This is a genomic window from Streptomyces sp. NPDC048473 (assembly GCF_043200155.1).
In the GTDB taxonomy this organism is placed as follows: Bacteria; Actinomycetota; Actinomycetes; order Streptomycetales; family Streptomycetaceae; genus Streptomyces.
The window spans coordinates 26991-52791 of record NZ_JBICXE010000028.1 but is presented as its reverse complement, the minus strand read 5'-3'; the positions used below and the strand labels follow the sequence as shown (position 1 = coordinate 52791).

At 66.4% G+C, this 25801-nt stretch carries 22 protein-coding genes and 1 tRNA gene; 10 read left to right on the top strand and 13 right to left on the bottom strand.

Annotated elements, in window-relative coordinates; genetic code table 11:
- Nucleotide 1: 1 nt before the first annotated feature.
- On the top strand, nt 2-1735 hold the full coding sequence (locus ACGFU7_RS33340; protein WP_393700857.1) for a relaxase/mobilization nuclease domain-containing protein: 1734 nt from the start codon (nt 2-4) through the stop codon (nt 1733-1735).
- Nucleotides 1736-1833: 98 nt separating this feature from the next.
- On the top strand, nt 1834-2217 hold the full coding sequence (locus tag ACGFU7_RS33335) for a hypothetical protein (RefSeq protein ID WP_393700855.1): 384 nt from the start codon (nt 1834-1836) through the stop codon (nt 2215-2217).
- Nucleotides 2218-2448: 231 nt separating this feature from the next.
- Here ACGFU7_RS33335 and ACGFU7_RS33330 read toward each other — a convergent pair whose 3' ends face one another.
- The 6 genes from ACGFU7_RS33330 to ACGFU7_RS33305 form a co-directional block, all read right to left on the bottom strand.
- Nucleotides 2449-2859, bottom strand: a complete 411-nt coding sequence (locus tag ACGFU7_RS33330; RefSeq protein WP_393700927.1) for an NUDIX hydrolase — start codon at nt 2857-2859, stop codon at nt 2449-2451.
- Nucleotides 2860-3576: 717 nt separating this feature from the next.
- Nucleotides 3577-4164 (bottom strand): class IV adenylate cyclase, encoded by a 588-nt coding sequence (locus tag ACGFU7_RS33325; protein ID WP_393700853.1) that lies wholly within the window; start codon nt 4162-4164, stop codon nt 3577-3579.
- Nucleotides 4165-4182: 18 nt separating this feature from the next.
- The gene (locus ACGFU7_RS33320) at nt 4183-4836 is read right to left on the bottom strand and encodes a class I SAM-dependent methyltransferase (protein ID WP_393700851.1); all 654 of its coding nucleotides are present in this window, start codon (nt 4834-4836) and stop codon (nt 4183-4185) included.
- Nucleotides 4754-5326 (bottom strand): hypothetical protein, encoded by a 573-nt coding sequence (locus ACGFU7_RS33315; protein WP_393700850.1) that lies wholly within the window; start codon nt 5324-5326, stop codon nt 4754-4756. The genes ACGFU7_RS33320 and ACGFU7_RS33315 overlap by 83 nt, the downstream gene beginning before the upstream one ends.
- 61 nt (nt 5327-5387) lie before the next feature.
- Nucleotides 5388-6290 (bottom strand): radical SAM protein, encoded by a 903-nt coding sequence (locus ACGFU7_RS33310; protein WP_393700848.1) that lies wholly within the window; start codon nt 6288-6290, stop codon nt 5388-5390.
- Nucleotides 6291-6397: 107 nt separating this feature from the next.
- Nucleotides 6398-7090: an HAD family hydrolase gene (locus tag ACGFU7_RS33305; RefSeq protein WP_393700846.1), complete on the bottom strand. Its 693-nt coding sequence runs from the start codon at nt 7088-7090 to the stop codon at nt 6398-6400.
- 96 nt (nt 7091-7186) lie between these two features.
- On the opposite strand from ACGFU7_RS33305, the gene ACGFU7_RS33300 reads away from it, so the two are divergent.
- Both ACGFU7_RS33300 and ACGFU7_RS33295 read left to right on the top strand, forming a co-directional pair.
- On the top strand, nt 7187-7960 hold the full coding sequence (locus ACGFU7_RS33300; RefSeq protein ID WP_393700844.1) for an XRE family transcriptional regulator: 774 nt from the start codon (nt 7187-7189) through the stop codon (nt 7958-7960).
- Nucleotides 7947-8414 carry an NUDIX hydrolase gene (locus ACGFU7_RS33295; protein ID WP_393700842.1) on the top strand — a complete coding sequence of 156 codons (468 nt, stop codon included), beginning with the start codon at nt 7947-7949 and terminating at the stop codon, nt 8412-8414. The genes ACGFU7_RS33300 and ACGFU7_RS33295 overlap by 14 nt, the downstream gene beginning before the upstream one ends.
- Here the strand turns inward: ACGFU7_RS33295 and ACGFU7_RS33290 are convergent.
- Nucleotides 8402-8965 (bottom strand): HD domain-containing protein, encoded by a 564-nt coding sequence (locus ACGFU7_RS33290; protein WP_393700841.1) that lies wholly within the window; start codon nt 8963-8965, stop codon nt 8402-8404. The genes ACGFU7_RS33295 and ACGFU7_RS33290 overlap by 13 nt on opposite strands.
- A 547-nt stretch (nt 8966-9512) precedes the next feature.
- Here ACGFU7_RS33290 and ACGFU7_RS33285 point away from each other — a divergent pair.
- Together ACGFU7_RS33285 and ACGFU7_RS33280 are read left to right on the top strand one after the other, a co-directional pair.
- Entirely contained in the window at nt 9513-11084 is a 1572-nt protein-coding gene (locus ACGFU7_RS33285; RefSeq protein ID WP_393700839.1) for a hypothetical protein, read from the top strand.
- Nucleotides 11085-11173: 89 nt separating this feature from the next.
- The gene (locus tag ACGFU7_RS33280; protein WP_393700838.1) at nt 11174-11467 is read left to right on the top strand and encodes a DUF5955 family protein; all 294 of its coding nucleotides are present in this window, start codon (nt 11174-11176) and stop codon (nt 11465-11467) included.
- A 164-nt stretch (nt 11468-11631) separates the two neighbouring features.
- Here the strand turns inward: ACGFU7_RS33280 and ACGFU7_RS33275 are convergent, their stop codons facing one another.
- The 3 genes from ACGFU7_RS33275 to ACGFU7_RS33265 form a co-directional block, all read right to left on the bottom strand.
- Nucleotides 11632-12162 (bottom strand): ISAs1 family transposase, encoded by a 531-nt coding sequence (locus tag ACGFU7_RS33275; RefSeq protein ID WP_393700925.1) that lies wholly within the window; start codon nt 12160-12162, stop codon nt 11632-11634.
- Between the two features lie 696 nt (nt 12163-12858).
- Nucleotides 12859-13743, bottom strand: a complete 885-nt coding sequence (locus tag ACGFU7_RS33270) for a hypothetical protein (protein WP_393700837.1) — start codon at nt 13741-13743, stop codon at nt 12859-12861.
- Nucleotides 13740-18962: a caspase family protein gene (locus ACGFU7_RS33265; RefSeq protein WP_393700923.1), complete on the bottom strand. Its 5223-nt coding sequence runs from the start codon at nt 18960-18962 to the stop codon at nt 13740-13742. The genes ACGFU7_RS33270 and ACGFU7_RS33265 overlap by 4 nt, the downstream gene beginning before the upstream one ends.
- 899 nt (nt 18963-19861) lie before the next feature.
- Here ACGFU7_RS33265 and ACGFU7_RS33260 point away from each other — a divergent pair.
- Nucleotides 19862-20098: a hypothetical protein gene (locus tag ACGFU7_RS33260; protein ID WP_393700835.1), complete on the top strand. Its 237-nt coding sequence runs from the start codon at nt 19862-19864 to the stop codon at nt 20096-20098.
- A 399-nt stretch (nt 20099-20497) separates the two neighbouring features.
- Here the strand turns inward: ACGFU7_RS33260 and ACGFU7_RS33255 are convergent, their stop codons facing one another.
- The 3 genes from ACGFU7_RS33255 to ACGFU7_RS33245 all read right to left on the bottom strand — a co-directional run bounded on the left by ACGFU7_RS33255 (nt 20498) and on the right by ACGFU7_RS33245 (nt 23588).
- On the bottom strand, nt 20498-21418 hold the full coding sequence (locus ACGFU7_RS33255) for a hypothetical protein (RefSeq protein WP_393700834.1): 921 nt from the start codon (nt 21416-21418) through the stop codon (nt 20498-20500).
- Nucleotides 21419-21606: 188 nt separating this feature from the next.
- Nucleotides 21607-22995: an FAD-binding oxidoreductase gene (locus ACGFU7_RS33250; protein ID WP_393700832.1), complete on the bottom strand. Its 1389-nt coding sequence runs from the start codon at nt 22993-22995 to the stop codon at nt 21607-21609.
- A 182-nt stretch (nt 22996-23177) separates the two neighbouring features.
- Entirely contained in the window at nt 23178-23588 is a 411-nt protein-coding gene (locus tag ACGFU7_RS33245; protein ID WP_393700831.1) for an SHOCT domain-containing protein, read from the bottom strand.
- A gap of 252 nt (nt 23589-23840) precedes the next feature.
- Between ACGFU7_RS33245 and ACGFU7_RS33240 the strand changes: the two genes are divergently transcribed.
- From ACGFU7_RS33240 to ACGFU7_RS33230, 3 genes are all read left to right on the top strand, one after another.
- Nucleotides 23841-24062, top strand: a complete 222-nt coding sequence (locus tag ACGFU7_RS33240; protein ID WP_393700829.1) for a hypothetical protein — start codon at nt 23841-23843, stop codon at nt 24060-24062.
- 76 nt (nt 24063-24138) lie between these two features.
- On the top strand, nt 24139-25338 hold the full coding sequence (locus ACGFU7_RS33235) for an SPFH domain-containing protein (RefSeq protein WP_393700828.1): 1200 nt from the start codon (nt 24139-24141) through the stop codon (nt 25336-25338).
- Nucleotides 25339-25489: 151 nt separating this feature from the next.
- Nucleotides 25490-25563: transfer RNA gene (locus ACGFU7_RS33230), tRNA-Met, on the top strand.
- The last annotated feature ends 238 nt before the right edge of the window (nt 25564-25801 follow it).

The following is a 25801-nucleotide window of genomic DNA, read 5'->3' as shown; positions in this document are numbered from 1 at the left end:
CGTGGTCGCCGCCATCAAGCCCGCCGGGTCCAACACCCGCGGTCTGCTCGCCTATCTCTACGGCCCCGGCCGGCACGACGAACACCTCGACCCGCACCTGGTCGCCGGCTTCGCCATGCTCGGCATGCCCGACCCCGGCCGAGACGAGAACGCCACCCTGACCGAACTCGGCCACTATCTCGACGAGCCCGTACGTCTGCGCAACAGCGAGTTCGGCAAACCCGTCACCGACCACGTCTGGCACTGCCCCGTCCGCGCCGCGCCCGAAGACCGCTACCTCTCCGACACCGAGTGGGGGGAGGTAGCCCAGCGCATCGTCCATGCCGCTGGGATCGCCCCCGCAGGCGACGATCTAGCGTGCCGGCGGATCGCCGTACGTCACGCCGACGACCACATCCACATCCTCGCGACCACCGTCCGCGAAGACGGCCGCCGCCCCAAACTCCACGGCAGCGGTGTCCGCGTCGGCGACGCGTGCCGGAAGATCGAGAAGGACTTCGGGCTGCGGCAGTTGAAGAGGGGCGACGGCACGGGCTCCCGCCGTCCCACTCAAGCGGAGATGCACAAGGCGGCCCGGCTCGGCTGGGAGCAGACCAGCCCCGAGTGGCTCCAGGGCCGCATCCGCGCCGCCATCCCCCACGCGAGCACCGTCGAGGAACTCCTCGCCTATCTCGAAGCCGACGGCATCGAGGTCAAGGGGCGCCGAGGGCCGTCCGGTGACCTCCTCGGCTACGCCGTCGGCCGCCCCGGCGACCTGAACAAGGACGGCGGGCAGATCTACCATCCCGGCGGGAAGATCGCCCCCGACCTTTCCTTGCCCAAGCTGAAGGCTCGCCTGGAGACCAGCGCGCCCGAGGAACACCCCACCGCCCGTCGCAACCGACCCACCACTCCCTGGCATCAGGCCACAGAAGCCCTCGACACCCTCCACACAGAGATCACCGGCACGAGCACCGACGGCAGTCGGGACGCACAGGCACAGGCGCAGATCACCGCCCTGGGCGAACTGATCGAGGCCACCGCCCAGAAAGCCCCCGTCGGCCTCCGCTCCCAACTGCAAGCGGCCAGTACGGCATTCGCCCATGCCCAGCGCTCTCAGATCCGGGCCGAAGACCGCGCCGCCCACGCCCTGCGGACCGCGGCCCGCGACATTGCCAACACCGTCACCGGCCCCGACGGCAGCACGCTCGCAGCCTTGGTCGCCGCACTCGTCTGGGCGGCCATTCTCGCCGGACGCTGGCATGCGGCGAAGGGCCACGCCCACCAGGCCGACGCCGCCCGCCAAGCCGTCCAGCATCTCCAGTCAGCAGCAGCCGAGGCGCTCGCTCCGAAGCTCATGGAACTCGAAGCCCGCCGCCCCAAGGACGAGACCTGTCGCACCCTGGCCGGGGATGTACGCGCCGCCGTTCCTGAGCATGCCGAGCGGATCCTCGCCGATCCCGGCTGGCCCGCCCTCGCGACCGTCCTTGCCGACGCCGAAGACGGAGGCCACAAGCCCCATCAGCTTCTCAAAGAAGCCGCCGCTCGCCGCGAGCTCGGCACCGCCCGCAGGCCCGCTCGCGTCCTGATCACCCGCATCCAGCACGCCAGCCGCGACCCCGCACCCAATCGCCGAGCGGAAGCAGCCCGTCTGCGAAGCACCACCGCGTCAGCCGTCAGCACCCCGCCCCCCGACACCCAGCCGCCCACGACAACCACAGCCCCCACGAGCCGGCCGAGCCGCCCCCGCCGCTAGCCCGACAAGGAGAGCGCGATCCCCAGAGCCCCGCCCAGCAGCACGAACCCATCTCAGCCGCACTCCCTTCAGCCCCCTTGTCCCATGAGGAGCCCTGCATGTCCCAGCCCGCTATCCGCCTCGACGTCATCACCCTGATTTGCGACTCGAACTTCAAGTACCGGACCGAGACCAACACCTGGTCGCACCGCGAGGGCCGTCCGTTCACCAAGGAGGAGCAGAAGACCGCCCTCAGCTGCACCCGGTACGAGTTCGAGATCGCCGCAGCGCAGATCAAGCGTGAAATCGCATACCGTCGCGAGCGGGCAGAGCTGCCCGACACCCTGTATGCCCTCCTGTCCCCGTACTTCGCCCAGCTCCCCACCGGCTCCACGGTCAGCGACGTGGAGCCCCTCATGACCGACGAGGACCGCACCGAGTACGAGCGCCTGCGCGACCTCGTCGCCCCCGACGGCTACCTCCTCGTCTCCGACGAGGACTGAAAATGCTGGGGGAACCTCCCGGTCGCCGGCGTTCTCATTGTCAGGCGGTGAGATTCCCCGAGAGGCGTCCTCGATGCTGATTGGATGCGGCTGGCGCCGACGACGATGATGGTCGGCGCCAGCCCTGTGGCCGCCTCGGCCAGGACGACGGTGGTAGTCAGTCCCGCCCCAACTCAGCTCCGACAACGAGTACGCGCCTCTGTGGACTCAAGCACGCTGGCCCTTGGGAGTTCACGAGAGTAGTGCCGCGTCGAGATAGTCCTGCACTGGCCTGTACAGCCCGTACGGAACGTAGTGCGGGATCTCGCCATGCGCGACCCAGGCAAGTTCGGCCAGCTCTTCTACGCTTGCGATCCACGCCTTGCCGCCGATGGGCGAACATGCGACGTAGTACATCTCCCGCCCCGTCATGGGGTGCACCCGCTGCCCCAGTACTCGGCTTGGAGCCACCCTGAGCCCCGTCTCCTCCTGGGTCTCGCGAACTGCCGTCTCTTCAGGAGCTTCGCCAGGCTCGATCTTCCCGGCTGGGAACTGCCACGAGAGAGCTCCCTCGGCGATGCGTCGCCGAACGAGCAGGACACGGCTGTCCTGAACCACGACGGCGGCCGCGACTGCTGTCTGGGGTTCGATCCTCACGGAGATTCCCTTCTCTGAACGCCATCGGCATCGCACCCCAGCTTTGACGCGTGTCGGTCCCTGGCGGGAAGCGCTCGCACCGGGTAGTAGGCGTGCAGGGCTGCCTCGCTGCCGCCCAAGGGCTGAAAGCGGGCGGAGCACAGGACGACGGCCACGATGATGCGGGAGTACCAGCCAGCTGGTGGGCAGTAGCGTGTCGCGGTTGAGATCACTGGGCAACGGCGGCTGGGCCGGACACTAGGCGTGGTGCCCGGCCCAGCCGGGGGAGAACTCCTATGTACGCGACGCATTCTTTGCCAAGAGGCGTCGCAGGCTCACTGAGTTCCGCCGTCGGCCTCACCCACGACGCAACAGGCCGCCCCGCGCGCGATGCTTCCCAACGCGGCGTCCGCCAGGTTGCTCGGCCGTTGTGAACGTGCTCAGCGGGGGCGGACACGTCGGTTCATCGTGGAGGAATATGGACTGCCAGACCTGCTCCTGTAGGGCCCGGATGCACGGGCCACAGGCGTACATCGCTGCCTGGGCGCCGGCCACACTCACGGGGCCGATCCACAGAACACGGGTCCATCGCTGGCCGCAGTAGAGCCAGCAGTATCCGTCAGTCCACGTGTTGCCGTCGTCGGTGTCTGCTACCGCAGGCAGACCGCCCCGTGCGAAGTCGGCGATGCCGGGTATGACCTGAGGCGTCACGGCCAGTTCCATAAACACAGCTCCGCACTCACATCACTCGCTCGGGGCAGCTGCCTTGGCCGACTTCTGCTTGTCGGCGTCGGCGAACAGGAGAGTGGGCTCAGAGAGGATGTCCCGGCCGGACTCGCTCTTGTAGATCTCGTCGACGCTGCCGAAGCGAGCTTCGGAGTAGTCGAGGTCGAGGAGGTCTGCCGCCTGTCGGACGGATGCCTCGTCGGGTCCTTCGATCTCTACGAATGTGGGGAGGTCCGGCCAGGTGTCGAAGTCGAAGGCGACCTCGCCCAGGCGCCATTCCTCGCGGTAGTTCTCCTGGTAGCGGACCTCGCGCAGGCCAACGTTGCGGAGGATCTCGGCCATGGCGTGCAGGTCCGAGACCTCGGTCTCGATCTCGGTGGTGCCGTCGATCGTCGTGGAGTCGGTGACCTGCTTCAGCGTGAGAGTGGAGCGGGTGGCCTCATCCCTCAGTCGGATCCAGGCACCACCTTCAAGGGCGTCGTTCTCGAAGATCTTCCGGGTGAGGAGCGTGCGCGGGAACGCCTGGACGGCTCCGAGGGCAGTCAGCTTGGCCTGGAGACCGGCGACGTCGATGGCGAGGAACTTCGCCTCGTACTCGTGCTTCATGTGTCCTTCTTCCCGTAGTTAGGAGGGGGCGGATGCACGGGCAGCGAGGAGAAGACCCATGCGGTGGGTGTGGTCCTGCAACTGTCCGACGTGTGCCTGCTCGGAGAATTCGTTGGTCCGCAGGGTGAGCAGGACGTCCCAGTCACCGATGAAGTACCGCCGGAGCCTCTCAGGTGATGTGTAGTGCTCAAGCATGTGGTGGCGTTGCTCGATGGGCATCATGAACTCCGCGCCGAACAATCCGCCAGGCCGGACCGTACGCTGCATGCGGTTGACGAACTCGCCCAACGGCCGGTGATGGTTGGCACTGTAATGCCACGAGCAACTCGTCCAGACCGCGTCACAGCAGGTGGCGACGGGCTCGGCTGCGAGGAAGTCGTCCTCCACGACCTGGACGCGGTCGTAGAGCCCTTCGTGCTTCAGGCGGTCGATCAACCCCATCGCGTGACCGGTTTTATCACCCGGAAGTTGGACCTCGCCGCCGTGCAGGGCGAGCGGGTCGCGCTCGATAGCGATGACGCGGTAGCCGGCGGCGGCCAGCGGCACGACGAGTCTGCCGTCACTCGCGCCGATGACCGTCACGGTGGAGTCAGGCTCCGCGCGCTCCTTCAGCGCGGCGAGGAACTGAGGGAAGAAGGTGAGGGTGTGCCGCCACATGCTCGGTGTCTGCACTGGCTTGCTCTCCTTGCGGGTTGGTGGCCAGGACGGCCTGGAGTACTTCGGCAGGGTTGAGTCCGGTGGTATTCACGCGGTGCATCTGGAACGAGGTGTAGGCGTCGGTGATCTGATCGGCTGCGATTTCAGCGAGGGCGTCCCAACGTGAGACGGGCTTCTCACGCCTCGCGAGGCGGCGCTGACGCTCGTCTTCCGCGCAGACGAGGTAGTAGGTGACGGGATGCGGTAGGTCAGCCGGCAGGGCTACGGAGAGGTCAGCCCCGAAGGCGCGGTGGTTGGCCAGGCAGCGTGCGAAGTAGCTTTCGACGACGACCGGGGTGCCGGCGGACAGGTAACGGTGGATCTGATCAGCCGCGGTGAACAGGGCTGAGAGGTAGAAGCACATTCGGGCTTCGACATTTCCCAGCCGGTCCACCTCCTGCCGTAGGGCTTGGTGGGTGGGTGGCACGGTCGGGACCAGCACGGCTCCGCGGGCGGCAGCAAGCATGGGTGCGAGGGTTGATTTGCCGGTGCCGCGGAGCCCTTCGAGGCTCTCGAACGGCGCCTGGTCAGGCACGTCCGTACACCACGTCCGGGACGGCGAGTGTGAGTTCGTCGCTGTCCGAGGGGTGGTGGGCGATGTGGTTGGCGAGCTTGTCGTACCAGAAGGCGTGTGAGTCCCGGCCTACTGCCTTGCAGGACATGGTGAGTGCGCCACGCGGATCGGCCTCGATGCGCTCGATCTGTTTCGGGCCGCCCGCAGGGACGCAGATCTCCGGGGCGCCGTGCTCGGACAAGTCCTCGTCGACGATCACCTCGATGGTCAGCTCGGCGCTCTGGAGCTGGTCACGGAGGCGGACATAGGCGGCGGAGTCGGTGACGAGGAGCTCGGGGTGGTCTGCCGCGTTGCCGACCGGCCGAAGGCAGTGAAGCTTCAACTGCTCGACCCCGTAGTGCTGGAGGGTGCGCGCCAGAGGGAGAACCTCGTCGATGTTGCGAGAGGTGACCGTCATGGTCGCGCCGGTGCGAACTCCGAGCCCCCGGGCGATGTCGAGGGCGCTCAGCGCACTCTGGTAGCTCCCGAACTTGCGGATGTGGTCGTTGGTCGAGCCGATTCCCTCCAGCGATACCCGCAGCAAGTCCAGGTGGGGGGCGATCTCGGTGAGCCGGCGCTCGATCCGGTAGCCATTGGTGCAGATCTCGACCTGCATGCCCAGGTCCTGCTTGGCGTACCGGACAATCTGGGCGAGGTCCTTGTAGACGAATGGCTCTCCGCCGAGCAGGGTGACAGCCTCGGTGCCGTACTGCTTGCGCATCAGAATGATGAGGTTGATTGCCTCGTCCGCGGTGAAGACATCGGCGTGCTGGAGCCGCTTGCCGTGGAAGCAGTGCAGACATTCGAAGTTGCAGCGGTACAACAGCTGCAGGTACAGCATTCGGATCCTGCGGATCCCGGTGATTTCCCCGATCACGTGGGTCTCCTTCTGGCAGTTGCCTGGTGGGAGACCTGATGTTCGCGGAATGGCTTCGGACCGCGTCACCGCGTATCCGGACGCTACGAGGACGTCCTGGGACGTTTTCAGTGCGTCGCGAATGTCTCCAGGATTCCGATGACACGTGCGGTGTCCGTCAGGTCGGGCAGTACTACGTGGGCGCCGGCCGCGGCCAGCTCTTCGGTACCGTGCAGGCCAGAGGCGACTGCGACGACCCCGGATCCGGAGTCGAGGGCTGCCTCAACGTCCCTCGGGGTATCGCCTACGAGCACGACAGGCACGTCACTTCGCGCGCCCCGCAGACGTTGGGCGCGCTCCCGGGCAACAGCGACCAATCCCGAACGCTGGAGGGAGTCAGCACCGTAGGCGCCGGCAGCCAGATCCAGCAGGGGGTCGAGGCCGAAGGCCGATACCTTCACGCGAGCGTTGGCTGCGATGTTGCCGGTGAGGACCGAGGACACCCAGCTTCCTCGCACCGAGGCTTCTTTCAAGACGTCGCGTACGCCGGGCAGCGCCGTTCCGCGCCGGCTGAGCTCGTGGCGGCGTTCCTCCCCTGCACCAGCTAGAGCCGCCTCGACAACAGCCCAGGCGGGCTCGGGCAGTCTGTTCCGCTGGAACATGTCGCGCATGATGAGGCGATCCGTGCGCCCCTCCGTCCGCGCGGGCTCGGCCGGGCCGGCTCCTGCCAGCGCCGCAAAGGCGGCGGCGTAGATCTCCTTGCTGACCCCGGAATTTTCGATGAGCGTGTGGTCGATATCCCACAGGACGATGAGCTCCATACCGAGAAGCGTAAGTTCCGCGGCCGAAACCTCGGACTGAGGAACGTCCCGTAACGTCCTTGCCCGCTCGTGGCCGCCTCGGCTTGGATGGCGACTGTGAACGAGCGATTGCACTCCGTACTCGCCCAGCGCGGCGTCTCGCCAGAGTCACTCGCCGAAGTTTGCGAGGTGGACCCCAAGACGGTCAGTCGATGGCTCGGTGGGCGCATTCCACACCCGCGCCACAGGTTCCGGGTTGCCCAGCATCTGCGGGTGGAAGAGCTGTTCCTTTGGCCGGCCCCGGTGCCCAGCGCCGGACATTCCAGTGCCGGGACAGGCTTGGAGCTGGTCGGTACCTACCAGAACCGGGCCAGCGTGCCCCGCGACATGTGGCTCTCGCTGCTCCAAGGGGCCCAGGAGCAGATCAGCGTCCTCGTCCTCTCCGGCACCTTCTTCGCCCAATCCAACCCTCACGTCGCCAAGATGCTCGCTGAACGCTCGGCGGCCGGAGTGCATGTGCGGCTCTGCTTCGGCGACTCGAATGGCCAGGCAGCGGCGATCCGAGGACGCGAGGAAGGCATCGGTGACACCCTCGCAGCCAAGATCCGTGCCTCCCTGACCTACTACCGTCCCCTAGTGGCCGAGGCCGGCTGCGAAGTCAGGCTGCACGACACCACTCTCTACACCTCCCTCTTCCGCTACGACGACGACCTGCTGATCAACCCGCACGTCTGGGGTCAACCAGCCAGCGCCAACCCTCTGTTACATCTCAAGAGAGTCGATTCTGCGGGGTGGTTCGACAACTACGCTCAGAGTTTCGACGCTGTCTGGGCCGGCGCACGGCCTTGGACGCCAGACCGGGAGGTGTCCTCGTCTTATGGGCAGGACTGAGTACTACAACGATCCCAAGGCCCCTAAGGCGAACACGCTCATCCCCGCCAACAACCTGCTCGTCGTTGACCAGAGCGGCGCCATCCTGCTCCAGCGCCGTCGAGACACCGGTCAGTGGGCCTTGCCGGGTGGCGCCCAGGACATCGGCGAGACTGCGGCACAATGCGCGGTGCGCGAGTGCCTGGAAGAGACCGGCATCATCGCCGAGATCACCGGCTTCCTGGGGGTCTACACGAACCCTAACCACATCGTGGCCTACACCGACGGCGAGATCCGCCAGCAGTACGAGAACACCTACATCGGCCGACCGGTGGGCGGCGAGCCCACCATCAACGACGAAGCCGACGGCGTCCGCTACATCCAGCCATCCGACCTGGACCAGTACGACATCCACCCCAGCATGCGTCAGCAGATCGGCGACTACCTCGCCGGCACGTATCCCTACCTGGGCTGAGCGGCCAGAGCCGACACGACCCGTTCCACAGCGGCAAGGATTCCCGGCGATGCTCGACGGATGAACCGCCCCACCACGCTGTCGGCGCCGTAACGGTCCGTGATCTCCGCCAGCCGGGCCTCGGCAGACGTGAGTTCCCCATCGGGCGTCGTCGTCATGTCGCAGTACACCAAGGCATCCACGAGCCGATGGTCGTCGAGCAGCGGAAACTCGGCTTCCAGCGTGCCCCGCAACCCGCGCTCCTCAGCCTCCAGCAACGCAAACGAATGGTTCGCCACCAACCGAACCAGCCGCTCATCCGCAGCATGCACGTTACGAAGAAACCGAGCACCATCCAGGGGATGAAAACCGGTCACGGCCAGCCGCGGAGCGTAGCCCACATCGTGCAGCACAGCGGCAGAAACCAGCATGCCCGCGTCATCGCCGAGGACCTCCGCCAACTCGGCCGCGCGCCCTGCGACCCCTTGCGAGTGCGCCCATCGACGAGGAAGCGGCCCACGCAGCTCAGCTTCGGCCAGCTGACGCGCCCACTTTGACAGTGCTCCGTTCATGGCTTGGACCTTCCCCGGTACGGGTCAGCACATTCCGAAGCGTGCCAACCAGCCCCGCAGCCTGACGGCCGAGGGCGCGGAGGTCCTTGGTGGAACGCTCAAGGACAACCTGATTCGCAACGTGTCGGCCGATGGGAGGGCGCTAATCGGCCATACGCAAGCGTTTCCCGGTGAAGCTGGTGCTCCATGGCACAGGGTGAGGGCTTCACGAGCGGTTCCTCGGGGGAGGTGGCAGATGCCGCTGCTGCGATGGCGTGCTGTGGCGCCCAACGGGATCAGTCCGAATTGCGACGGGGCGCAGGGGCAAGAAGCCGTACCGGGGATCCCTCTGGACAGTCGTACAGGCACGCCACTCGCCTATATCCCTGGACAATTGCCGGTCCGAGCTGAATACGCGCAGCGGGATCCAGTCCCATCGACCAACTCGGTGACGCGGGGCATGGCAGGCGCTATGCATGAGCGCGTCAACCGGATAGGACAGGCGCGGGACTGGCTCGGGCGGTGGCAGGACAGGATGCAGGGCAGGGCGCCACGTCCTATCAGAGCCTTGGATGAGTTCACTGGCGAGTTCCTTGCGCAATGGGCCTTGAAGAACGTGCTCTATGCGCGGAAGCGCCCAGCACCATCTTTCGGGTTCGGGCTGGCACCCGTGCTTACGCACAGCATCGCGGCACGGCGACAGCAACGGCTACGCGGCGTGGCACTGGTGTCAGCGCTGGTCTACCTGGGCGCTCTCCACCCGCGAGGGCTGGCCGCGATCGCTGTTGCGATGCTGCTTTGGCAGCTAATCGGGGGGCGCCGGGGCCAGGCGATCTTGCGGTGGGGATTCCGCTCGCTGGTTTCAACGGCTCTTCTCGCGGTGGCTGTTTTTGTTCTATGGACCCTCGCCAGACCGCGTATCCCGATGCTGCGTGAAGCCGTGGCGGAGGGGTTGCACGTCACGCCGCACCTGCTGATCGCTGCGACCGCGGTGTATCTGCTGGACCGCTGGGCCTGCCACGCTTACCTGCAGTCGCTACGTCCTGGCCGTCGCAACATCGCCAAGCGCCCCAATCTGGCTCCGCTCGCAGCCAGAAAGATCGACGAGTGCGCGGTCACTGAACGGTGGCAGACCATTGGGTACCGCAACGAGGGAAGGGCTGACCGCTTCGTGGGCGCCGGCCTCGACGCATGGCGGAGGGGCGCAACCCGAATCCAGCTGGCATCAGCCCGCGCCGCCGACGAAGGCAAGGAGCCCTTGAGTGAGGTCGGCGACACAGACCTCAACGGCTACCAGAAGTTCGAGGCCGACGAACTGCTTGACAAGGTGCGGGACGAGCTGGAGGACCTGAGTGGGATTCTCGTCGAGACTCACGCGCTGCCAAATTGCGACGTGGCCGAGTTCCTCGGCATCCCCCAGAACCGATGGAAGAAGCTGAGCCGCGACGTCGATGGCAGCGCCAAGGCCGAGTGGCCGGAGGCGACCGAGATGTGTACCGAGGCCCGGGAGGCGCCGACCGGACACTTCTCCCGCAGGTACCTCGCTGCCCAAGTCGTCAGCTGGGACGGCCAGATCGTCGTCACTGTCTTCGCCCATGCCGCGCTGGAGGGAAACACCCTCCACTTCGTTACCCGCCCGCATGTCCTTGCGCCACTGCTTCCCTCGGCGGACGCAGGGCCCGCCAAAGGATGGGAACTCGCGAAGAAGGTGGTCGAAGCTCCGCTCCACGCCTGCGGCGACACTGTTGAACTGGCTGTACGGCTCTACAACATCATTGGGCGCGGCCTCGGGCTCCTGAGTGCAGTCGTCACAGCCGCCGCGATCGTGCCGCAGAAGGACGACGGGATGCCAGTGAGCCTGCGGGAGCACTGCAGCCGTGTCACGACCGAGGACATGCACCAGACGGAGGACGTACAGCGCTACGTGTCGATCCTGCAGACACGCATGTTCAGCACGGTGGGCGCATTCCTCTCTGACCACGGGCTGGCCATTGGAGAATTTCAGCGTCAGGCCGTCGCCATCACGCAGAACTTCATCAGCGGCGACAACAACCAGGTCAACACCGGGAACCTGGGCGGGAGCATGCACCAGCAAGGCAACTTGCCCGGTCCAACAGACGGAACTGAGAAAGCGGGATAATCATGCGATTTGGGCGAGGAAGTGACAGCGGTGGCACCCACGTCACCGGCAGCGGTAACCAGGTCAACACGGGCAGGGTCGGCGGCGACATGCGTCAGGTCCACGTCTCGGGCGGAGGGGCCGACGATCACAGACTCCTGGCCGCGCAGGCCAGCCTTGCCGAGCTCACCGCAGCACTGGACGTGCACGCGGGCGAAGTACACAGCATTGACAGTTGCCGACAGGCCGTCGCCCGCATTGACGAAGAACTGCGTAGCTCTGCCCCCGACGGCCGCCGGCTCACCGAGACGCTGGAGATGCTGGGCCTCGCGATCGGTTCGGTAGCTTCTCTGGTCTCAGTCGCCGGGACACTGAGGGACGCGATCGCAGCACTCGTGAGTTGAGCTCCGGATGGCCTGGGCGACGATGGTTGCGCACAGCACCCGGTTAGCGGCTCAGGCTTGAGCGTAAAAGAAGACCAGTGAGTCCACAACGAGGCAACTGACGCCAGGCTGATCACCCTCTGCGATGCAAGCAGTCGCCGTCGGTATTAGGGGAGTTCACGCGTTCACGCCTCAGCAGCCACGTTGAAGGACTCGCGTCTTGGCTTCCGAAAACTCCTGGTGAACGTGGCGGTCTTGAGGCCGCGGATCTCGAACCGGTGGTGGGCCCGTGTGCGTTCGTGGTGGTCCAGGCGGATCTCGTTCCAGGGCAGCTTGCGGAGCCGGTCGTGCAGGATCAGATGGTTCGCCTTGATCACGGCGATGTAGTGGGCTTGGCGGTCGCGGAGGTAGCGGGCATGGTGGTGCCTGCTGTGCAGGGCGTCGGCGGTGACGACGGCCCCGTCCAGGTCGATCGTGTCCAGCAGTGGGGCCAAGGCAGGGATTTCGTTGCTCGTGTCGGCCACCTGCCGCTGGGCGAGGACGTTGCCGTGCTGGTCCATCGCTGCCAGCAACGTGATCCCGGGCCGCTCACGGGTGCAGGAGCCACGGACATTCTTCCCGTCGACTGCGATCGCCCGTCGCTCCTTGCCGGGGGTGCGGGCGGAGAGGAAGGTGCCGACGGCCTGGTCGAAGGCGTCACCGTCGACGCGGCACAGCAGACGGCGGACGGTTCACGGGTGCGTGACAGGGACCGTTCCGGTCAGCGCATTGGGCGGGAACCCGAGAGTGCGGAGTGCCCAGCGGGGCGCGTCCGTGATCCACTCGCCGATCGCGGTCAGGGACCTCGCCCCGGCCGGGACGGCCCCGGCCGCCGCGGCGAGCAGGGCCGGCAGGAGGTAGCGCAGAGACCGCGGGGGTAACGAGGGTCCGGGACGATCACCAGGAATCGGAACAGATCCACCGCATCCGGCAGGGGGACGGCGTGGTCCACCCGGGCCAGCTGGTCCAGCGCGGCGGGCATGGGAGAAGATATGGGTGCAGGCACGGGCTCGCTCGGTACTCATGCGACGCAGAACTTACATGATCACCGGCACCGTTCCTGCACTCGTGTCCGGGTCAACCCGCTGCCACACAGGGAATATGACCCACCATCACCGGACGTACATGGCTACCCGGGCCAATCGCCTTCACGCAAAGACCCTTGGTGCTGGGGTGAGTCCAAATCTCGCATCTTCCGCGCTGGCTGACCAGACAACCTGGACCTCGACCGCACGGTGGCCGGGGTTCACGCCGCGCCTTGGTAGCAGTTCAGTCTCGTGAATTTCGGGTGCGCCCGGATATTCCGGAGGTCAAGACAGACGTCAGCCTCGTGCCTTCAGCTGTCACGCTGCTGCGCCGGGCATGGTTCGTGTTCATCGCGTGGCACCCCACGAGCCCTCGGAGTTGCCGTCGCGCAGAGCGTCGGCCATGGCCATGCCGGTCTCTCGGGCGGTGAGATATGGGCTTACATCATGTGCTTTGGCGCCGTTGTGGACCAGAAGATCACGGATGCGGTCTCCAAAAGACGGCGCCAGTTCCTTGGTCAGGGCTACAACATCGCCCGCGTCGGCGATGTTGGTCCAGCGCTTTACCGGAGCCGGCCATCTCGCGTAACCACCGGCAGGCAAAGGCGCAAGCCGCTCGAAGACGAGGTTACGGACGGCCAACGGGGACCCGAGAGTGATCAGCGTCAGATCAGGCCAGTCCGGGTGGGCGCAAAGCGTCTCGTATGCGACGACCGTTCCCAGGGAGTGGGCGACGATCACCTCCGTGTCCCTGGTGACGAGACGGGCTAGCCGTTCCTGGACTGCAGCGCGCACTTGCGGCTCAGTGAAGTAACGCCGTACTTGGCGAGCGCTGCCAATCATGGCTCGCTCACTGAGGCCAGAGAAGTACGAGGAGTGGCTCAGCGCGTTCAGGGCCCGCTGCACTAAAAGGGGGGTACGCAATCGGGTCGCGGCACCAGGGCCGGCAACCCGCGCCTCCTGCTCGGATGCGGACGCCCACCACTGGAGGAGCAGCTTGCGTTCAAGGCCCTCCTGCACGTCAAAGGCATCGAGGTCAGGCTCAGCAAATCCACGGTGTCCGGAGGGGCGGAACAAGTCTCCGTAGAAGGCCATCGAGACGTCGTTGCGAGCCAGCCTCGGACCCGTCGCCAAGGCGATGCCGTCGCTTAGCGCCGGGTACCAGTCGGAGGCAAGCGTCTCCGGGCCCTTGATCTCCTGGGCGATGCCATGAACGAGGACGACCCGGGTCACGAGACACCCCTCTGGGGGGCGAGATTGAGATGCAGCGCGACTACTCCCATGTCGGTTGCTACACAAATCCGTCCGCCAGCATCTATCGCGATGCCACTGATACCGCTGCCGATGTCGAGTTCAGAGGTCCAGGACGAGGAAGTCATGTTCCAGACTCGAATGAGTCCATAGCGGTCTGCCGCGACCAGGGTGAGTGAACCATTGACGGCGATGGCACGGATCGCCCGAACCGTGGAGGGGAAAGGCTCAAGATCGACGCCGATGTCTTCTGCGCGTGAGGCATCCCAGCACCGCAGACGGCCGTCGCCTGCTCCGGAGATGACGACGTCGCGCGTACCCCAGCGAGCGAACTCCAAGCCGTAAGCACCCATTTTGTGCCCGCTGAGAGGATCACCGAGTTGAATGCCTGCGCTCGGATCCCACAATCTCACAGTCCCGTCATTGGATGCACTGGCCACAACCGTGACGTCACCTATAGATCCCGACCGTAATGTATTCACGTAGTCTGTGTGACCTGACATCGGAGAGCATATGGGGGTCTGATTGCGCAAATTCCAGACTTCGAGCCTGAAATCTGTGGCAACAGACACGATGGCAGCCCCGCCGTTCCCTATCGGCAGCAGGCACGCGCGCAAGGCCACCCCTGCGCGCCTCCCTAGACGGATTCGGGACGACAGACTCCACACTTCGGAATCTGTCCAGCCGCTGCGAGCGAGAATATTTTCGCCATTCATGGAAATGGCCATTGCGTCATAGGTCGTAGGTAATGAGGATGTGAGGTGGGCTGCTACTTGGTGGCCCCCATCCAGATCATGGGTGCGCACCACACCATCGACAGCGGTTGTGACGACACTGGCGCTGCCATTATCGGAACTTATGATGTCGACTGACACCAATTCGTGCGCCCGTTCCGCGGCGCACAATGGCTCTCCGATAGGACGCGTAGCTGCGAAATCCCAGACTCGCACGTCGCGAAAAGTGGCAATTACCCCCAACGAAGTTCCGTCAACTTGCGCGATCAAGGGTGCTGGGACAGAGGGGTTCTGGGGCGAATACGCCACCCGCGTGTGTCCCTCCATTGGGAGACCCAGGGGTTGAGCTGTCTTCAGATCCCAGATGCGAGTGGTCTCGTCACGAGAGATCGTCGCCACGACTGAATTTCCCGCAATATGCCCAAGCGTGCCAGTCATTACCAGGGCTGTGTGCCCGAGAAACGGACCCCCTACCAAGTTGCGGTCCAGTACGTCGTAAACGTAGACCGCGTTGCCTGCCTGGGTCGACATAATCACGGGCCGCGTTCCGTGAAACGCAACACCGACGATCTGCGCAAAAGGACTGAGGTCTTCCACCGTGAAGTGCGTACGTGGTCCGACAGGCCATGCAGTGCCGCGTCCGGCTATCTCCCAAAGATATGCGTGACCCAAGGAGGTCGCTAGCAGGACCTCGATCCCACGCGCGGCGGAACGTACGGTCAGGTGGGAGACGCCACCGATGTGCCCTCCCAGAGGATGGCCAACTGGAGATCCCGATGTGACGTCCCAGATCCGGACTGTGCCGTCCTCGCTGCCAGTGACCAGGATAGGTGCGTCATCCAGTTCACTGAAGGCGACACAGCGCACTGCGTTGGTATGCCCCAGGAGGGGTGGTCCCGAGGGCGTCCCCAGGAACGGATCCCATAGCCGTACAGAAGTGTCGGACCCGCCGGTCGCGACGATCACACGACCGCCCAGACCGCCCAGAGCGACTGCCGAGACTTCACCGAAATGGCCTTCCATGGGAACGCCGACTTGGGAGCGCGTACGCAGATCCCAGAGTCTCGCAGTGGCGTCCTGCCCCCCGGTGACGACTAAGGGCTGGCCACGGACCTCACGGGAGGCCATGCAGCTGACAGTGCGGGTGTGACCCTCGTCGGGTTGATCCGCGGTGAGGTCCCAAATACGCGCCGTACGGTCCTCGCTGACTGTGACAGCGAGGAAGGCGCCTTCACGGGCGGTGAGAGTAGCTGCCTTGATGTATTCGACGTGGCCGCGCAGCGGATGTGCCAGTTGCTGGAGTGTCCGCAGATCCCATAACCGGGCCTCGTGGACTCCGCTGGTCAATGCGACAGGGCGCCCCTCGAACTCGCCTGTCACGGCGGAGGCGACCCCGCTCATACTCCAGTAGACGTGCGCCATGACCGGTTCACCGATCTGCCTACGATCGGTGAGGTCCCATCGGCTGAGCATTCCAGCCGCGTCCCCGACCAGTGCTATGGCCCGGCCGTCTAGTTGTGCCACAGACACTGCGGTCACCGCGTCGGCCGGGCCGATGAGTGGACTCCCATCGACGTGCGCGTCTCCGCCGTCGAATACATCGCTCAAGTCCCAGACGTAGACAGCCTTGTCTTCGCCCCCCGTGATGGCCACCGGACGTCCATCGAGTGTCCCCAGATCGGCGTCCCGGACCGTACGTTTGTGAGCTGCGAGCTCTGCACCGAGCTGCTGCCTTTCGATCAGGTCCCAGATGCGCGCTGTGCCGTCCGCGCTGGCTGTCAGGACCACCGGGCGTCCATGAACGGTGCCCACCGCGATGCTCTCAACTCGGTTGGTGTGCCCGGTGAGAGCACGCCCGTACTCCTGGCCGGCCGAGAGGTCCCAGATTTTTACGGTCCCGTCGACTGCGCCGGTGAGGGCTATCGTGTAGTCGCCCAACTCTCCGATGGCAACGGCGCTCACTGATATGCCGACTTGTAAAGGTTCGCCGATCTGTCGCTGTGAGGCCAGGTCCCATACGCGGACCGTTTCGTCTGCGCTTCCAGTCACCGCAATGGGACGGCCGTCGAGTGCCCCGACCGCGACGCATCCGACGGTCTTGGTATGGCCGTGGAGCAACCGGTGTACGCCACTGGCCGACCACCACGCCCACCGAGCAGACCATGGGAGGGCGACCCCGAGTGCGTCAATGCGGTCGGCGAGTTCGTTGGCCTCACAACGGCGGGCCGACAGTTGCAGGTCGGCGGCTCGGTCACCCACGGCGTGATCACTCGTGAGGCGGTGCGCGACCTGCTCGTAGGAGCTGCGGATCCGTCTGGGGCCATCGCCTTCGATCGAGGCGAACGCCCTTAAGAGAGCGAGCGGCTCGCTGGCGAGCAGAAATCCTGGGTCCTCGATGAGGAGGGTGAGGCCCCCTGCCGCCGCTGCATGCGTGGACAGGTGCTGACGGACGTATGGGACAGCGGCGAACCAGTCCGGCTGGCCCCCGGAAGCGACGGGGACGAGGGAGTGCAGTGCCTCGACGACCGACCGTTGGATCTCCTCAGGAGGCCGGTCCGCCGTCGCGCGCAGATGCTCAGCCAGTGCTTTGTGATAGAGCCGGTAGACCGAACGCCGGTCGTCGTCGATGACCTCTGCGATGTACGCCTCGGCTACGTCCAAGGCCCAAGAAACGTCTTCTTCTGAGCAGCGCACGCCGGAGATTACTGTGCTCATCGCCGTCCAGGTCCGGCCCCGAGGAAGCCCCTTGCCCTCCGAAAACGCGAGGGCAATCAGCATGCGGCGTACCCGTGGCTCGTCCGGCCCGAAACGGGCAAGGTAGTCGTCGAAGGCTTCGCCTACCTCACTCGGGAGTTGCTCCGCCCAGCCGGGTCGGTTGACGTCCACCGGCGTCCCGTCCGACCGCAGGGTGCGCGCCGTCGTTCTGGCATAGAGGTAGACGCCGGCCGCCTTCTCGGCGACTCCACGGGCGACTATTCGAGCGTGTTCGCGTAAGCCGCGGTACGGCGTACGTACTTCGGCCTCCTCGCTTGCCAGAAGGACGCGAGTGACGTAGCCAGTCACATCGTCCACACTCGCTCGGTACTGGGGCTGATCCAAGTCCATGCAGACAAATGTGGGACCCAGGGGGCCGACCAACTCATGGCGCGTCCCGACTAGAAGGCGTACGCCGTGAATCTCGGACATGGGCCTGAGCAGTTCCCTGGTGATCCGGCGGGGCTCGCCGTGACCACCGGCATCCGCGGCGGTGTCCGAGCCAGCTTCGTCCACCGCGTCGACAACAATGACCAGCGGTGGCCCCTGGCGCCCCCTTCTGGTGAGCTCCTGCAGCAGGGCGGCAGCGCCGTCTGCTTCGACCTCCAGGGCACTGGCGAGCCGTTCCACCACCTCTTCGAGCCGCTTGTGACGGGCGTGCACGGCAGCTGTGACACACGCGGCAGGTACCACGGTCATGGGGTCGACGTCAGCAAGGTCGAGGCGGTCCCTGTAACGACTGTCCGACAGCGCAACGACCCTTCCCAGGACTGCAGACTTGCCGCAGCCCGGACTACCAGTGACGACTCTTCCTCTACCGTCGCCGCCGTCAGCGGTCAGCCAGGCCACGAGTTCGGACAGCACCCGGACCCGCCCACTGAAGTACAGTCCCTGCTCCGACTCAAACTCCACGCCCCGCGAGCGAGGACCGAAGTGCTCCGTGAGGTCCCTTGAGGCGACCCGGCGCTGTACCTCCAGGTCCGTCCCGATCGGTGGCAGTTCATCCGTGTACCCGCTGTTCGGCAGAAACGGGGCCAGGCCGGTCACGAGTCCGCAGGCCAACTCGGCGCGTTGGCCCACCCCATCGAGCTCGAAGAGCTCGTTAACCGCTTTTACGAGTTCTGTGAGGTCGAGATACTGCTGCCGCTGACCCGTGCGTCCTGTAGTCGTCTCCACAGCCTCGGTCAAAGCGGCTACGAACGCGCCGTCCTCGGCAACATCCTTCCTGCGGGCGGATGCAAGGAACCACAAGCCCGTCGAGTCAGCATCCGCGTTCCGATAGGCGATCGTCCGCAGGGCGATCGCCGAGGCTTCACCACCGCCGGCACCGCCGGCACAGGTGTCGAGAATCAGCAGGAGGTGGCGGAGGTTTCCCCGGCACAAGATGCGCACCAGATCCTCGGTGGCCAGCGCCGTGGTCGCGAAGTCTCCGTCGCGTGAGTCCCAGCAGAGCAGGTAGTGCCGGTCGCGTTCCTCCACCGAGCCGTGGCCAGCAAAGTACACGACCACCACGTCATCACTAGTGAGAGCGGTGTCCTCCGACCAGTGCGACAACTTCTGCCGGACTTGCTCGGCTCCGTCGTATTCGCCGAGTCCAGGCAGTACGGGCTCGTAGCCGAATCCGGCGAAGAGTTCCGTCGTCGCGCGAACATCGGTGGGCACGGAGCGCAACTGCTCGTTCTCTGGTAGGTGGCGGTACCGACCGCTCCCCATAGCTATGAAGAATCGCCTACCCACTTCACCGTCCCGCCACGAAGTCCGCGATTTTGCTGAAACTGTAGCGATGGGATCGCACTCTGCACACGCCAAGTCGAAGACTGGCTCTACTTGGCAGCGCTGTGTCCGTGCCAACGCCTGTCGCAGAGTCCAGGCGGCTGTACGGGCACGGGCCGCCCCCGTGAGCCGCATCGATCACCGCGGCTGACGTCGAACGAGCCCGTCACCGCGTCTTTTATGGTCTCATTCGTCGGCGTTCACAAGTCACCCAGTGCCCGGCCGTTGACCGCTCCTCAGCAGATCGGGACGCCCCCCAACCGGCCTCGAAGGGCGAGTCGAACAGTTGGGGAGCGTGAGCATATGCGTGAGCGATGCGTGAGCGGACGTGTTGGCACGATGCGCTCAGATCTGGACCCGGACGTCAAGAACAGGTCTCTGACCAGGAATTTCTGGACCACCGGAGTGCCCGACGGAAGTCCCGGCAGGACTCTGCCGGGACTTTTAATCCGTTGGTTGTGGGTTCGAGTCCCACACGGCCTACGTGTGGCGGGGGAGGGGACCACCCCTCTGACCTGCCGCTTGGCGCCCCGACCGGCTTCTGCCGGGCGGGGCGCTTCGTCGTTCCCGGTCCCGGGTGCGAGCGGACGGTCCGACAGCAGGTGCTGTGGAGAAGGCCTTACGGACACGAGGTACGGCGCAATCGAAGCCCCGCCCGCGTCGTGGCCGATGAGCATGAACCGGCGGCGGTCTCGGGCTCGCCTCGGCGGGGTCGGCATTCCCTCGGCACTGTCGCCCGTTCGGACCGCCCCCATGCGCCGGTTCTCGGCCCGCACAGGACGCTGACCCTGCCTGTGCAGTGAATGCCGGGTGCGAGGCGTGGTGAGGGAGCCGGCCCCATGGTGCGACGTACGGCCGCCGGTCCCGAGGAGCTCACCGGATTCCTGGAGCGCCTGACGCGTCTCATGCTGTCTTCCAGCGGTGAGGGGGCCGAGAGCGTCGCGCGTGCGGTGACGTCCGCAGACCGTGCCTGTGGCGGTGAGGCGTCCGTGCTGCTGGTTCCCGACGGTGCCGTGCCGACGGCCGGCGTCCGGGGCGTCACGCGGACGGTGACGGTGCGTTCGTCGCCGCGGTGATCCTCGCGGCGGCGGCGAACGTACTGGCACGCGGCCCGCGACGGCCGCCCCGACTCGTGCTGCTTCTGCCCGGGTTCTTCACCCTGACCGTGGGTTCGCTCGGCATGCGGGGCTGACGGAGCTGTCGGGCGGCTCCGTCGTGAACGGGTTCGACGGTCTGCTGAAGATGATCACGGCCGTCACCGCCATCGCCGTCGGCATGCTCCTGGGAGTGGCCCTCACGGAACGGCGACAAGACATGACCTGGGGCTGCTGAGCACGTGGATCCCGGCCCGGGCAGCGGGCGGTGAACGCGGACGTATCGTTCGGCCCCGAGTTCGGCCTGGTTTCGACAGGGGCAACACCGGGGGTCTCGGGCCAGCCCGGGCGGTGTGACCTGTGTGGGGCGCTTCGTCTCACTTACGAAGGCTGGGCGTCGCCCTCGCCGCGTGCGGCGGCGCTCTTGCGCTCCTGCGCGTGGGCGTAGGCCATGAGGCCGAGGAGGGCGACCAGGAGTACGGCCGAGGAGCCCGGTGTGCCGAGGTCGAGGCCGCCCTTGGCGGCAGGCTTGGTGAGGAAGTCACCGGCGGTGGCGCCCAGGGGGCGGGTGAGAACGAAGGCGATCCAGAACAGCGCGACATTGGGGACGGCCGGCACCCGCATCAGGGCGGCGAGTACGGCCAGGAGCGCCGTGACGAGCAGCGCGCCACCGGCGTAGCCGAGGCCCGAGCTGTCGGAGAGGAAGTCGCCCATGGACGTGCCCAGTGTGTTCGACACCAGGATCGCGGACCAGAAGAGGGCCTCGCCGCGGAAGGTGACGATGTCGCGGATGACGAAGGTCTGTCCGGTGAGCTTCCAGACGATGAAGACGGCGATCAGCAGGGAGATCAGGATCGCGGCGCCCGCGGGGTAGCCCAGGCCCAGGCCCTGCGGGCCCCAGCCCAGCGAGGTCGTGCCAGCCGTGAGGTACTCGGCGCCGGCGTCACGGTTCATGAAGTCCGACATGGTGGTGCCGGCCATGCTCGTGGACAGGATGACCGTCCAGTAGAAGAACGGGTTGTAGCGCTTGGACCGCAGCTGCACGACCAGCGTCAGCACGAACACCAGGAACAGTGCGATCGTGGTGAGGAAGTAGCCCAGTCGCAGCGTCTGGGAGAACAGATCTCCGGCTGTCTCACCGAGGGTGGTGGCGGCGATCTTCATGGTCCAGAAGGCCGGAGTGACCTCGGGGAGCTTCTTCATCACGTACCGGCGCTCACTGGCGTTATCCACCTCGGTGAGGAACTCCGGCTGTCCCAACTGTCCCAAAGCGCACTCCTGGTCGACCGTTCGGCGCTTCACCGCGCGGGCGGTGGGCGACCCGTTGGTGTGTGACGGCGGTGAACGGCATCGGGTGCCCTGCTCGCGCTCGGACTGCGCCTGCGTGGCGGCCTCACGCCGCATCCTTACGTCTGCGCAACGTAGACCGTCTACAGTGATGTAGACGGTGCGACACTCCCGTCCGTCGGCGGCGGGATGCGGCAGCCGGGTCAGGCCGCCGGTTCGATGTTCTGGTTGGCGTGGAAGAAGTTGTGCGGGTCGTAGGTGCGCTTGATGGCCGCGAGGCGGTCGTAGTGGTCGCGGTAGGTGGCGCGTACCCGGTCCGGGGTTTCGCCCGCGCCGATGAAGTTCACGTACGTACCGCCCATGGAGTGCGGGTGCAGCTCCTCCCAGTAGTCGGCGCACCACTGCCTGAGCCTCTCGGCGTTGTCCGGGTCCGGGTCGATGCCCGCGATGACGCCGGACCAGACCGCGTCCCGGTAGGCCCAGGCGGTGTCGTCGGGGCCCAGTTGGTGGGCGGCACCGTCGACCGGGTACAGGTGCGTGGTCGACAGGTCGGTGGGGAGGTTCTCGGCGTACTTGGCGTGGACGGCGATGGCATCGTCGGTGATCCGGTCGAAGAAGTTGCCGCGCCAGTACCACTGCAGGCCGGTGGGGAGCAGTTCGTCGAACATGGACTGCAGGGCGGTGTAGGGCATCGGCGCCGTGAAGTGGAACGCGGGCGGGCCGGGTTCGTCCACGGGTTTCAGGGCGCCTTCGAGGAGGTCGGGGTCGCCCGTCCAGCACCACACGACACCGCACATCTTCTGACCGTGGATCTCCTCCGGGAACGGGGGACCGGGCGGCACGGTCAGCGCGGCGAAGAATCCGTTCAGGTCCTCGGGGGCCTGCGGCAGGAAGTCGCGGTACCAGCGCAGTACGTCGGGCGTTTGGTCGACCGGCCAGAGGGTGATGGCGACGCCCACGGTGTCCACCGGGTGCATCCGGAAGGTGAAGGAGGTGACGATGCCGAAGTTCCCGCCCCCGCCGCGCAGCGCCCAGTACAGATCGGGGTGGGTGGTGCCGCTCGCCGTCACCGAAGTGCCGTCCGCCAGAACCACGTCCGCGGACAGCAGGTTGTCGGCCGTCAGGCCGTATCTGCGGGTGAGGTGGCCGTGGCCGCCGCCCAGGGTGAGGCCGCCGACGCCGGTGGTCGACTGGATTCCGGCGGGGGTGGCCAGTTGGAAGGCGTGCGCGGCGTGGTCGAGGTCGCCGAGCGTGGTGCCGCCGCCGACCGTGGCCGTTCGCGCGGCGGGGTCGATGTGCGCCCAGCGCATGGGTGACAGATCGATGGTGACGCCGTCGTCCACCAGGCACAGGCCGGCGCCGCTGTGTCCGCCGCCGCGGACCGCGAGCACGAGACCCTCGTCCCGGACGAAATCGACCGCGGCCATGACGTCCGCCGTGTCGCTGCACCGCACCACGGCCGCCGGACGTTTGTCGATCATGGCGTTGTAAATCGTGCGGGCGGTTCGGTACTCCGGGTCCTGCGGGCCGATGACGGGACCGCGCAGCGCGCTCCGCATCGCGTCCAGGGTTTCGAGCGTGGCGCCGTACATGGTCTGGCCATCTCCCTGCTCGCCGAGATGGGGACCGCACCCCGCCGGGCCTCCCCTGGCGGGAACGGCCACCGTGGGCTGATGTCTCAAGCCTCCCCGCGGTCCGGGAGCCGTGCCAGTTCGCCGGACCGGGTGGGGAGAGACATACGCGTCACGGATACGTCATGCATATGGGGGTGCGCTCAGACGAGGAGCTTCGTCTTCGCCCGCTGGTACTCCTCGTCCGTGATGGCGCCCTTGTCCTTCAGCTCGGCGAGCTTCGCCAGGTCCTCGACGTGCCCGCCCTTCTTCGGGCCGTTCGCGTCGGAGGTGCCGGCGGCTTCCCGTACGTACGCCTTGAAGGCCGCATCACGATCCTGCGCGTCCTTGACGTCCCGCTTCCCCATGGATTTGCCGCGCACGATCACATACACGAGGACGCCGATGTACGGCAGCAGCAGAGTCACGATCAGCCAGCCGGCCTTGCCCCAGCCGCCGAGGTCGTCGCTGCGGAAGATGTCCCCGATGACCTTGAAGAGCAGGAACAGCCACATGATCCAGAGGAAGAACCAGAGCATGGTCCAGAAGAGGTTGAGCAGAGGGTAATTGTCCACTGTCGGCTCCCCGATCACCGCGAGTTCATCGCGTCGACTGGCTGAATGATAAATCAGTCATATCACCACATAATTGCCCTCGCTCGTTGTCGTTCGGGGCCGCCCTGTGGGGCGATCCTCCGGGGCAGGTGCGGAGTACCGTGGAAGTGTCGAGGGAGGCTCGGGCCTCCAGGAGGCGGGGTCGCCTCGTGTTCATGAAGCGGCGTGAGCGGCGGTTCGAGAAGGCGTACGCAGGGACGCCCGCGAGGGCGCATGCACACGGCAGATGAGTCCGCCCGGAGCCCGATCGGGGCGATGGGCCGCGTCACCGTGCCGATTCCGGTCGATGGTCCGGGCGAAGTGCTGGTGGCCGTACGGGGTGGGTCGGAGGCCTACACCGCATGGTCGGCGACGTCGATCGACAGGGACGTACGCGTCGTTGTCGTCGACTCGGTCTCGGCACGTGGCGTGATCGTGGAACGCCTGCCGTCCTGAGTCGAAGCAGCAACGTACAAGCGACGTACAAGTGACGTACTTGCGTCGAGCAGTCACGTACGGCAGGAGTCTTCAGATGTTCTTCTGGCACGTTCCCGCCCCCAACGAGGCGATGCTCATATCCGGTTCCAAGGGGCAGACGCTGGACACCCAGTTCCGGATCGTCACCGGCCACGGCAGTTTCGTGCTCCCGGTGAAGCAGAAGGCGCGCATGCTCTCCTTGGCGCTGCGCGAGGCGGAGATCACCGAAGACTGCGTGACGCAGCAGGGCATCCGCCTCAACGTCCGGGCCGTCGCCGTCTTCAAGGTCGGCGACGACGCGGTGTCCATCGCCAACGCGGCTCGCCGCTTCCTGACCGAGCAGGAGCAGATGGAGGAGCTCGCCGGCAGGATCTTCGCAGGTCACCTGCGTTCCATCGTCGGCGGACTGACCGTGGAGCAGATCATCCGCGAGCGCAACCGGGTCTCTCAGGAGGTCATCGCGGGCAGCCACGGCGAGATGGAGAAGCTCGGGATCGTCGTGGACGCCCTCCAGATCCAGGAGATCGACGACGCCACCGGCTACATCAACAACCTCGCCGCCCCGCACGCCGCCGCGGTCGCCAGTCAGGCCCGGATCGCCGAGGCCAAGGCCGACCAGGAAGCCAGCCAGCGCGAGCAGCAGGCCGCTGCGCTCAAGGCGGAGTACGAACGTGACACCGCGATCAAGCGGGCCGGTTTCCTCGCCGAGACCGAGCAGTACAACGCCCGCGCCGCGCAGGCCGGGCCGCTCGCCCAGGCCAGGGCCTCGCAGGAGGTCATCGAGGAGCAGACGGCGCTGGCCGAGAGGCAGGCCGCTCTCGCCGCGCAACGGCTCGAAGCGGAGGTCCGGCGTCCGGCAGATGCCGAGGCGTACCGCCAGCGCACTCTCGCGGAAGCGGCCCGAGACCGGGCGAAGTTCGAGGCCGACGGCAGCGCGTACACCGAACGCACCCTCGCCCAGGCACAGGCCGACGCCAACAGCGTGCGTGCCACCTCGCTGCGTGACGGCAACCAGGAGCTCATCGCGGCCAACCGCATCGTGGAGAACCTGCCCGCCCTGGCCGACGCAGCCGCCCGCGGTATGGCGGGGGCCGACCTCACCGTCCTCAACGGCACCAATGGTGTCAATGAGATGGCGGCGGGCGTGGTCAGCCAGGGGCTGGCGATCCTCCACTCGCTGCAGCGCGGCGCGAACCCGATGAAGCCGCCGGCGGTCGACGGGAAGGCCACTCCTCGTATCACCGAGACGAACTGAGGGGGAGGGGGAGAGGGCGGGGGCCACGCCTGTTCGTCGTCACCACGCTGTTCTCCTCACCGCGCCGGGCGCCCGGACCGGGCGCCGAGTGGCCATGATTCGCCGAGTGGTCATGAGCGCGCCGGACATGCCGTAGAGTTGTGTTTACCGACGCGGGGTGGAGCAGCTCGGTAGCTCGCTGGGCTCATAACCCAGAGGTCGCAGGTTCAAATCCTGTCCCCGCTACTGAATAATCAGGCCCGGCACGCATGCAGCGTGCCGGGCCTGATTCATTTCCGCGTCGCGTTCCGGGACGTGGGACGGCCGGCCTGCGGGCCCACGAAGGAGCAGGTCCGGGCGGTGTGTGAGCTGTACCACGCACGTACCCCCATTGGCCGACGAGGAGTCGCCGCACGGCTCCGCTCCGGCGAGCCTGGGGGTGGGGCGCGGTACCGTCCGCAGCCGCGCGCGTACCGGGCAGGAG

What these genes read in the sequence shown, in the direction of transcription:
- ACGFU7_RS33335 (WP_393700855.1), top strand. Translation starts at nt 1,834, where the DNA reads ATGTCCCAGCCCGCTATCCGCCTCGACGTCATCACCCTGATTTGCGAC.
- ACGFU7_RS33250 (WP_393700832.1), bottom strand. Translation starts at nt 22,995, where the DNA reads ATGTACGGCGCCACGCTCGAAACCCTGGACGCGATGCGGAGCGCGCTG.
- ACGFU7_RS33325 (WP_393700853.1), bottom strand. Translation starts at nt 4,164, where the DNA reads ATGAAGCACGAGTACGAGGCGAAGTTCCTCGCCATCGACGTCGCCGGT.
- ACGFU7_RS33290 (WP_393700841.1), bottom strand. Translation starts at nt 8,965, where the DNA reads ATGAACGGAGCACTGTCAAAGTGGGCGCGTCAGCTGGCCGAAGCTGAG.
- ACGFU7_RS33305 (WP_393700846.1), bottom strand. Translation starts at nt 7,090, where the DNA reads ATGGAGCTCATCGTCCTGTGGGATATCGACCACACGCTCATCGAAAAT.
- ACGFU7_RS33315 (WP_393700850.1), bottom strand. Translation starts at nt 5,326, where the DNA reads ATGCTTGCTGCCGCCCGCGGAGCCGTGCTGGTCCCGACCGTGCCACCC.
- ACGFU7_RS33280 (WP_393700838.1), top strand. Translation starts at nt 11,174, where the DNA reads ATGCGTCAGGTCCACGTCTCGGGCGGAGGGGCCGACGATCACAGACTC.
- ACGFU7_RS33235 (WP_393700828.1), top strand. Translation starts at nt 24,139, where the DNA reads ATGTTCTTCTGGCACGTTCCCGCCCCCAACGAGGCGATGCTCATATCC.
- ACGFU7_RS33295 (WP_393700842.1), top strand. Translation starts at nt 7,947, where the DNA reads ATGGGCAGGACTGAGTACTACAACGATCCCAAGGCCCCTAAGGCGAAC.
- ACGFU7_RS33260 (WP_393700835.1), top strand. Translation starts at nt 19,862, where the DNA reads ATGGTGCGACGTACGGCCGCCGGTCCCGAGGAGCTCACCGGATTCCTG.
- ACGFU7_RS33265 (WP_393700923.1), bottom strand. Translation starts at nt 18,962, where the DNA reads ATGGGGAGCGGTCGGTACCGCCACCTACCAGAGAACGAGCAGTTGCGC.
- ACGFU7_RS33240 (WP_393700829.1), top strand. Translation starts at nt 23,841, where the DNA reads ATGCACACGGCAGATGAGTCCGCCCGGAGCCCGATCGGGGCGATGGGC.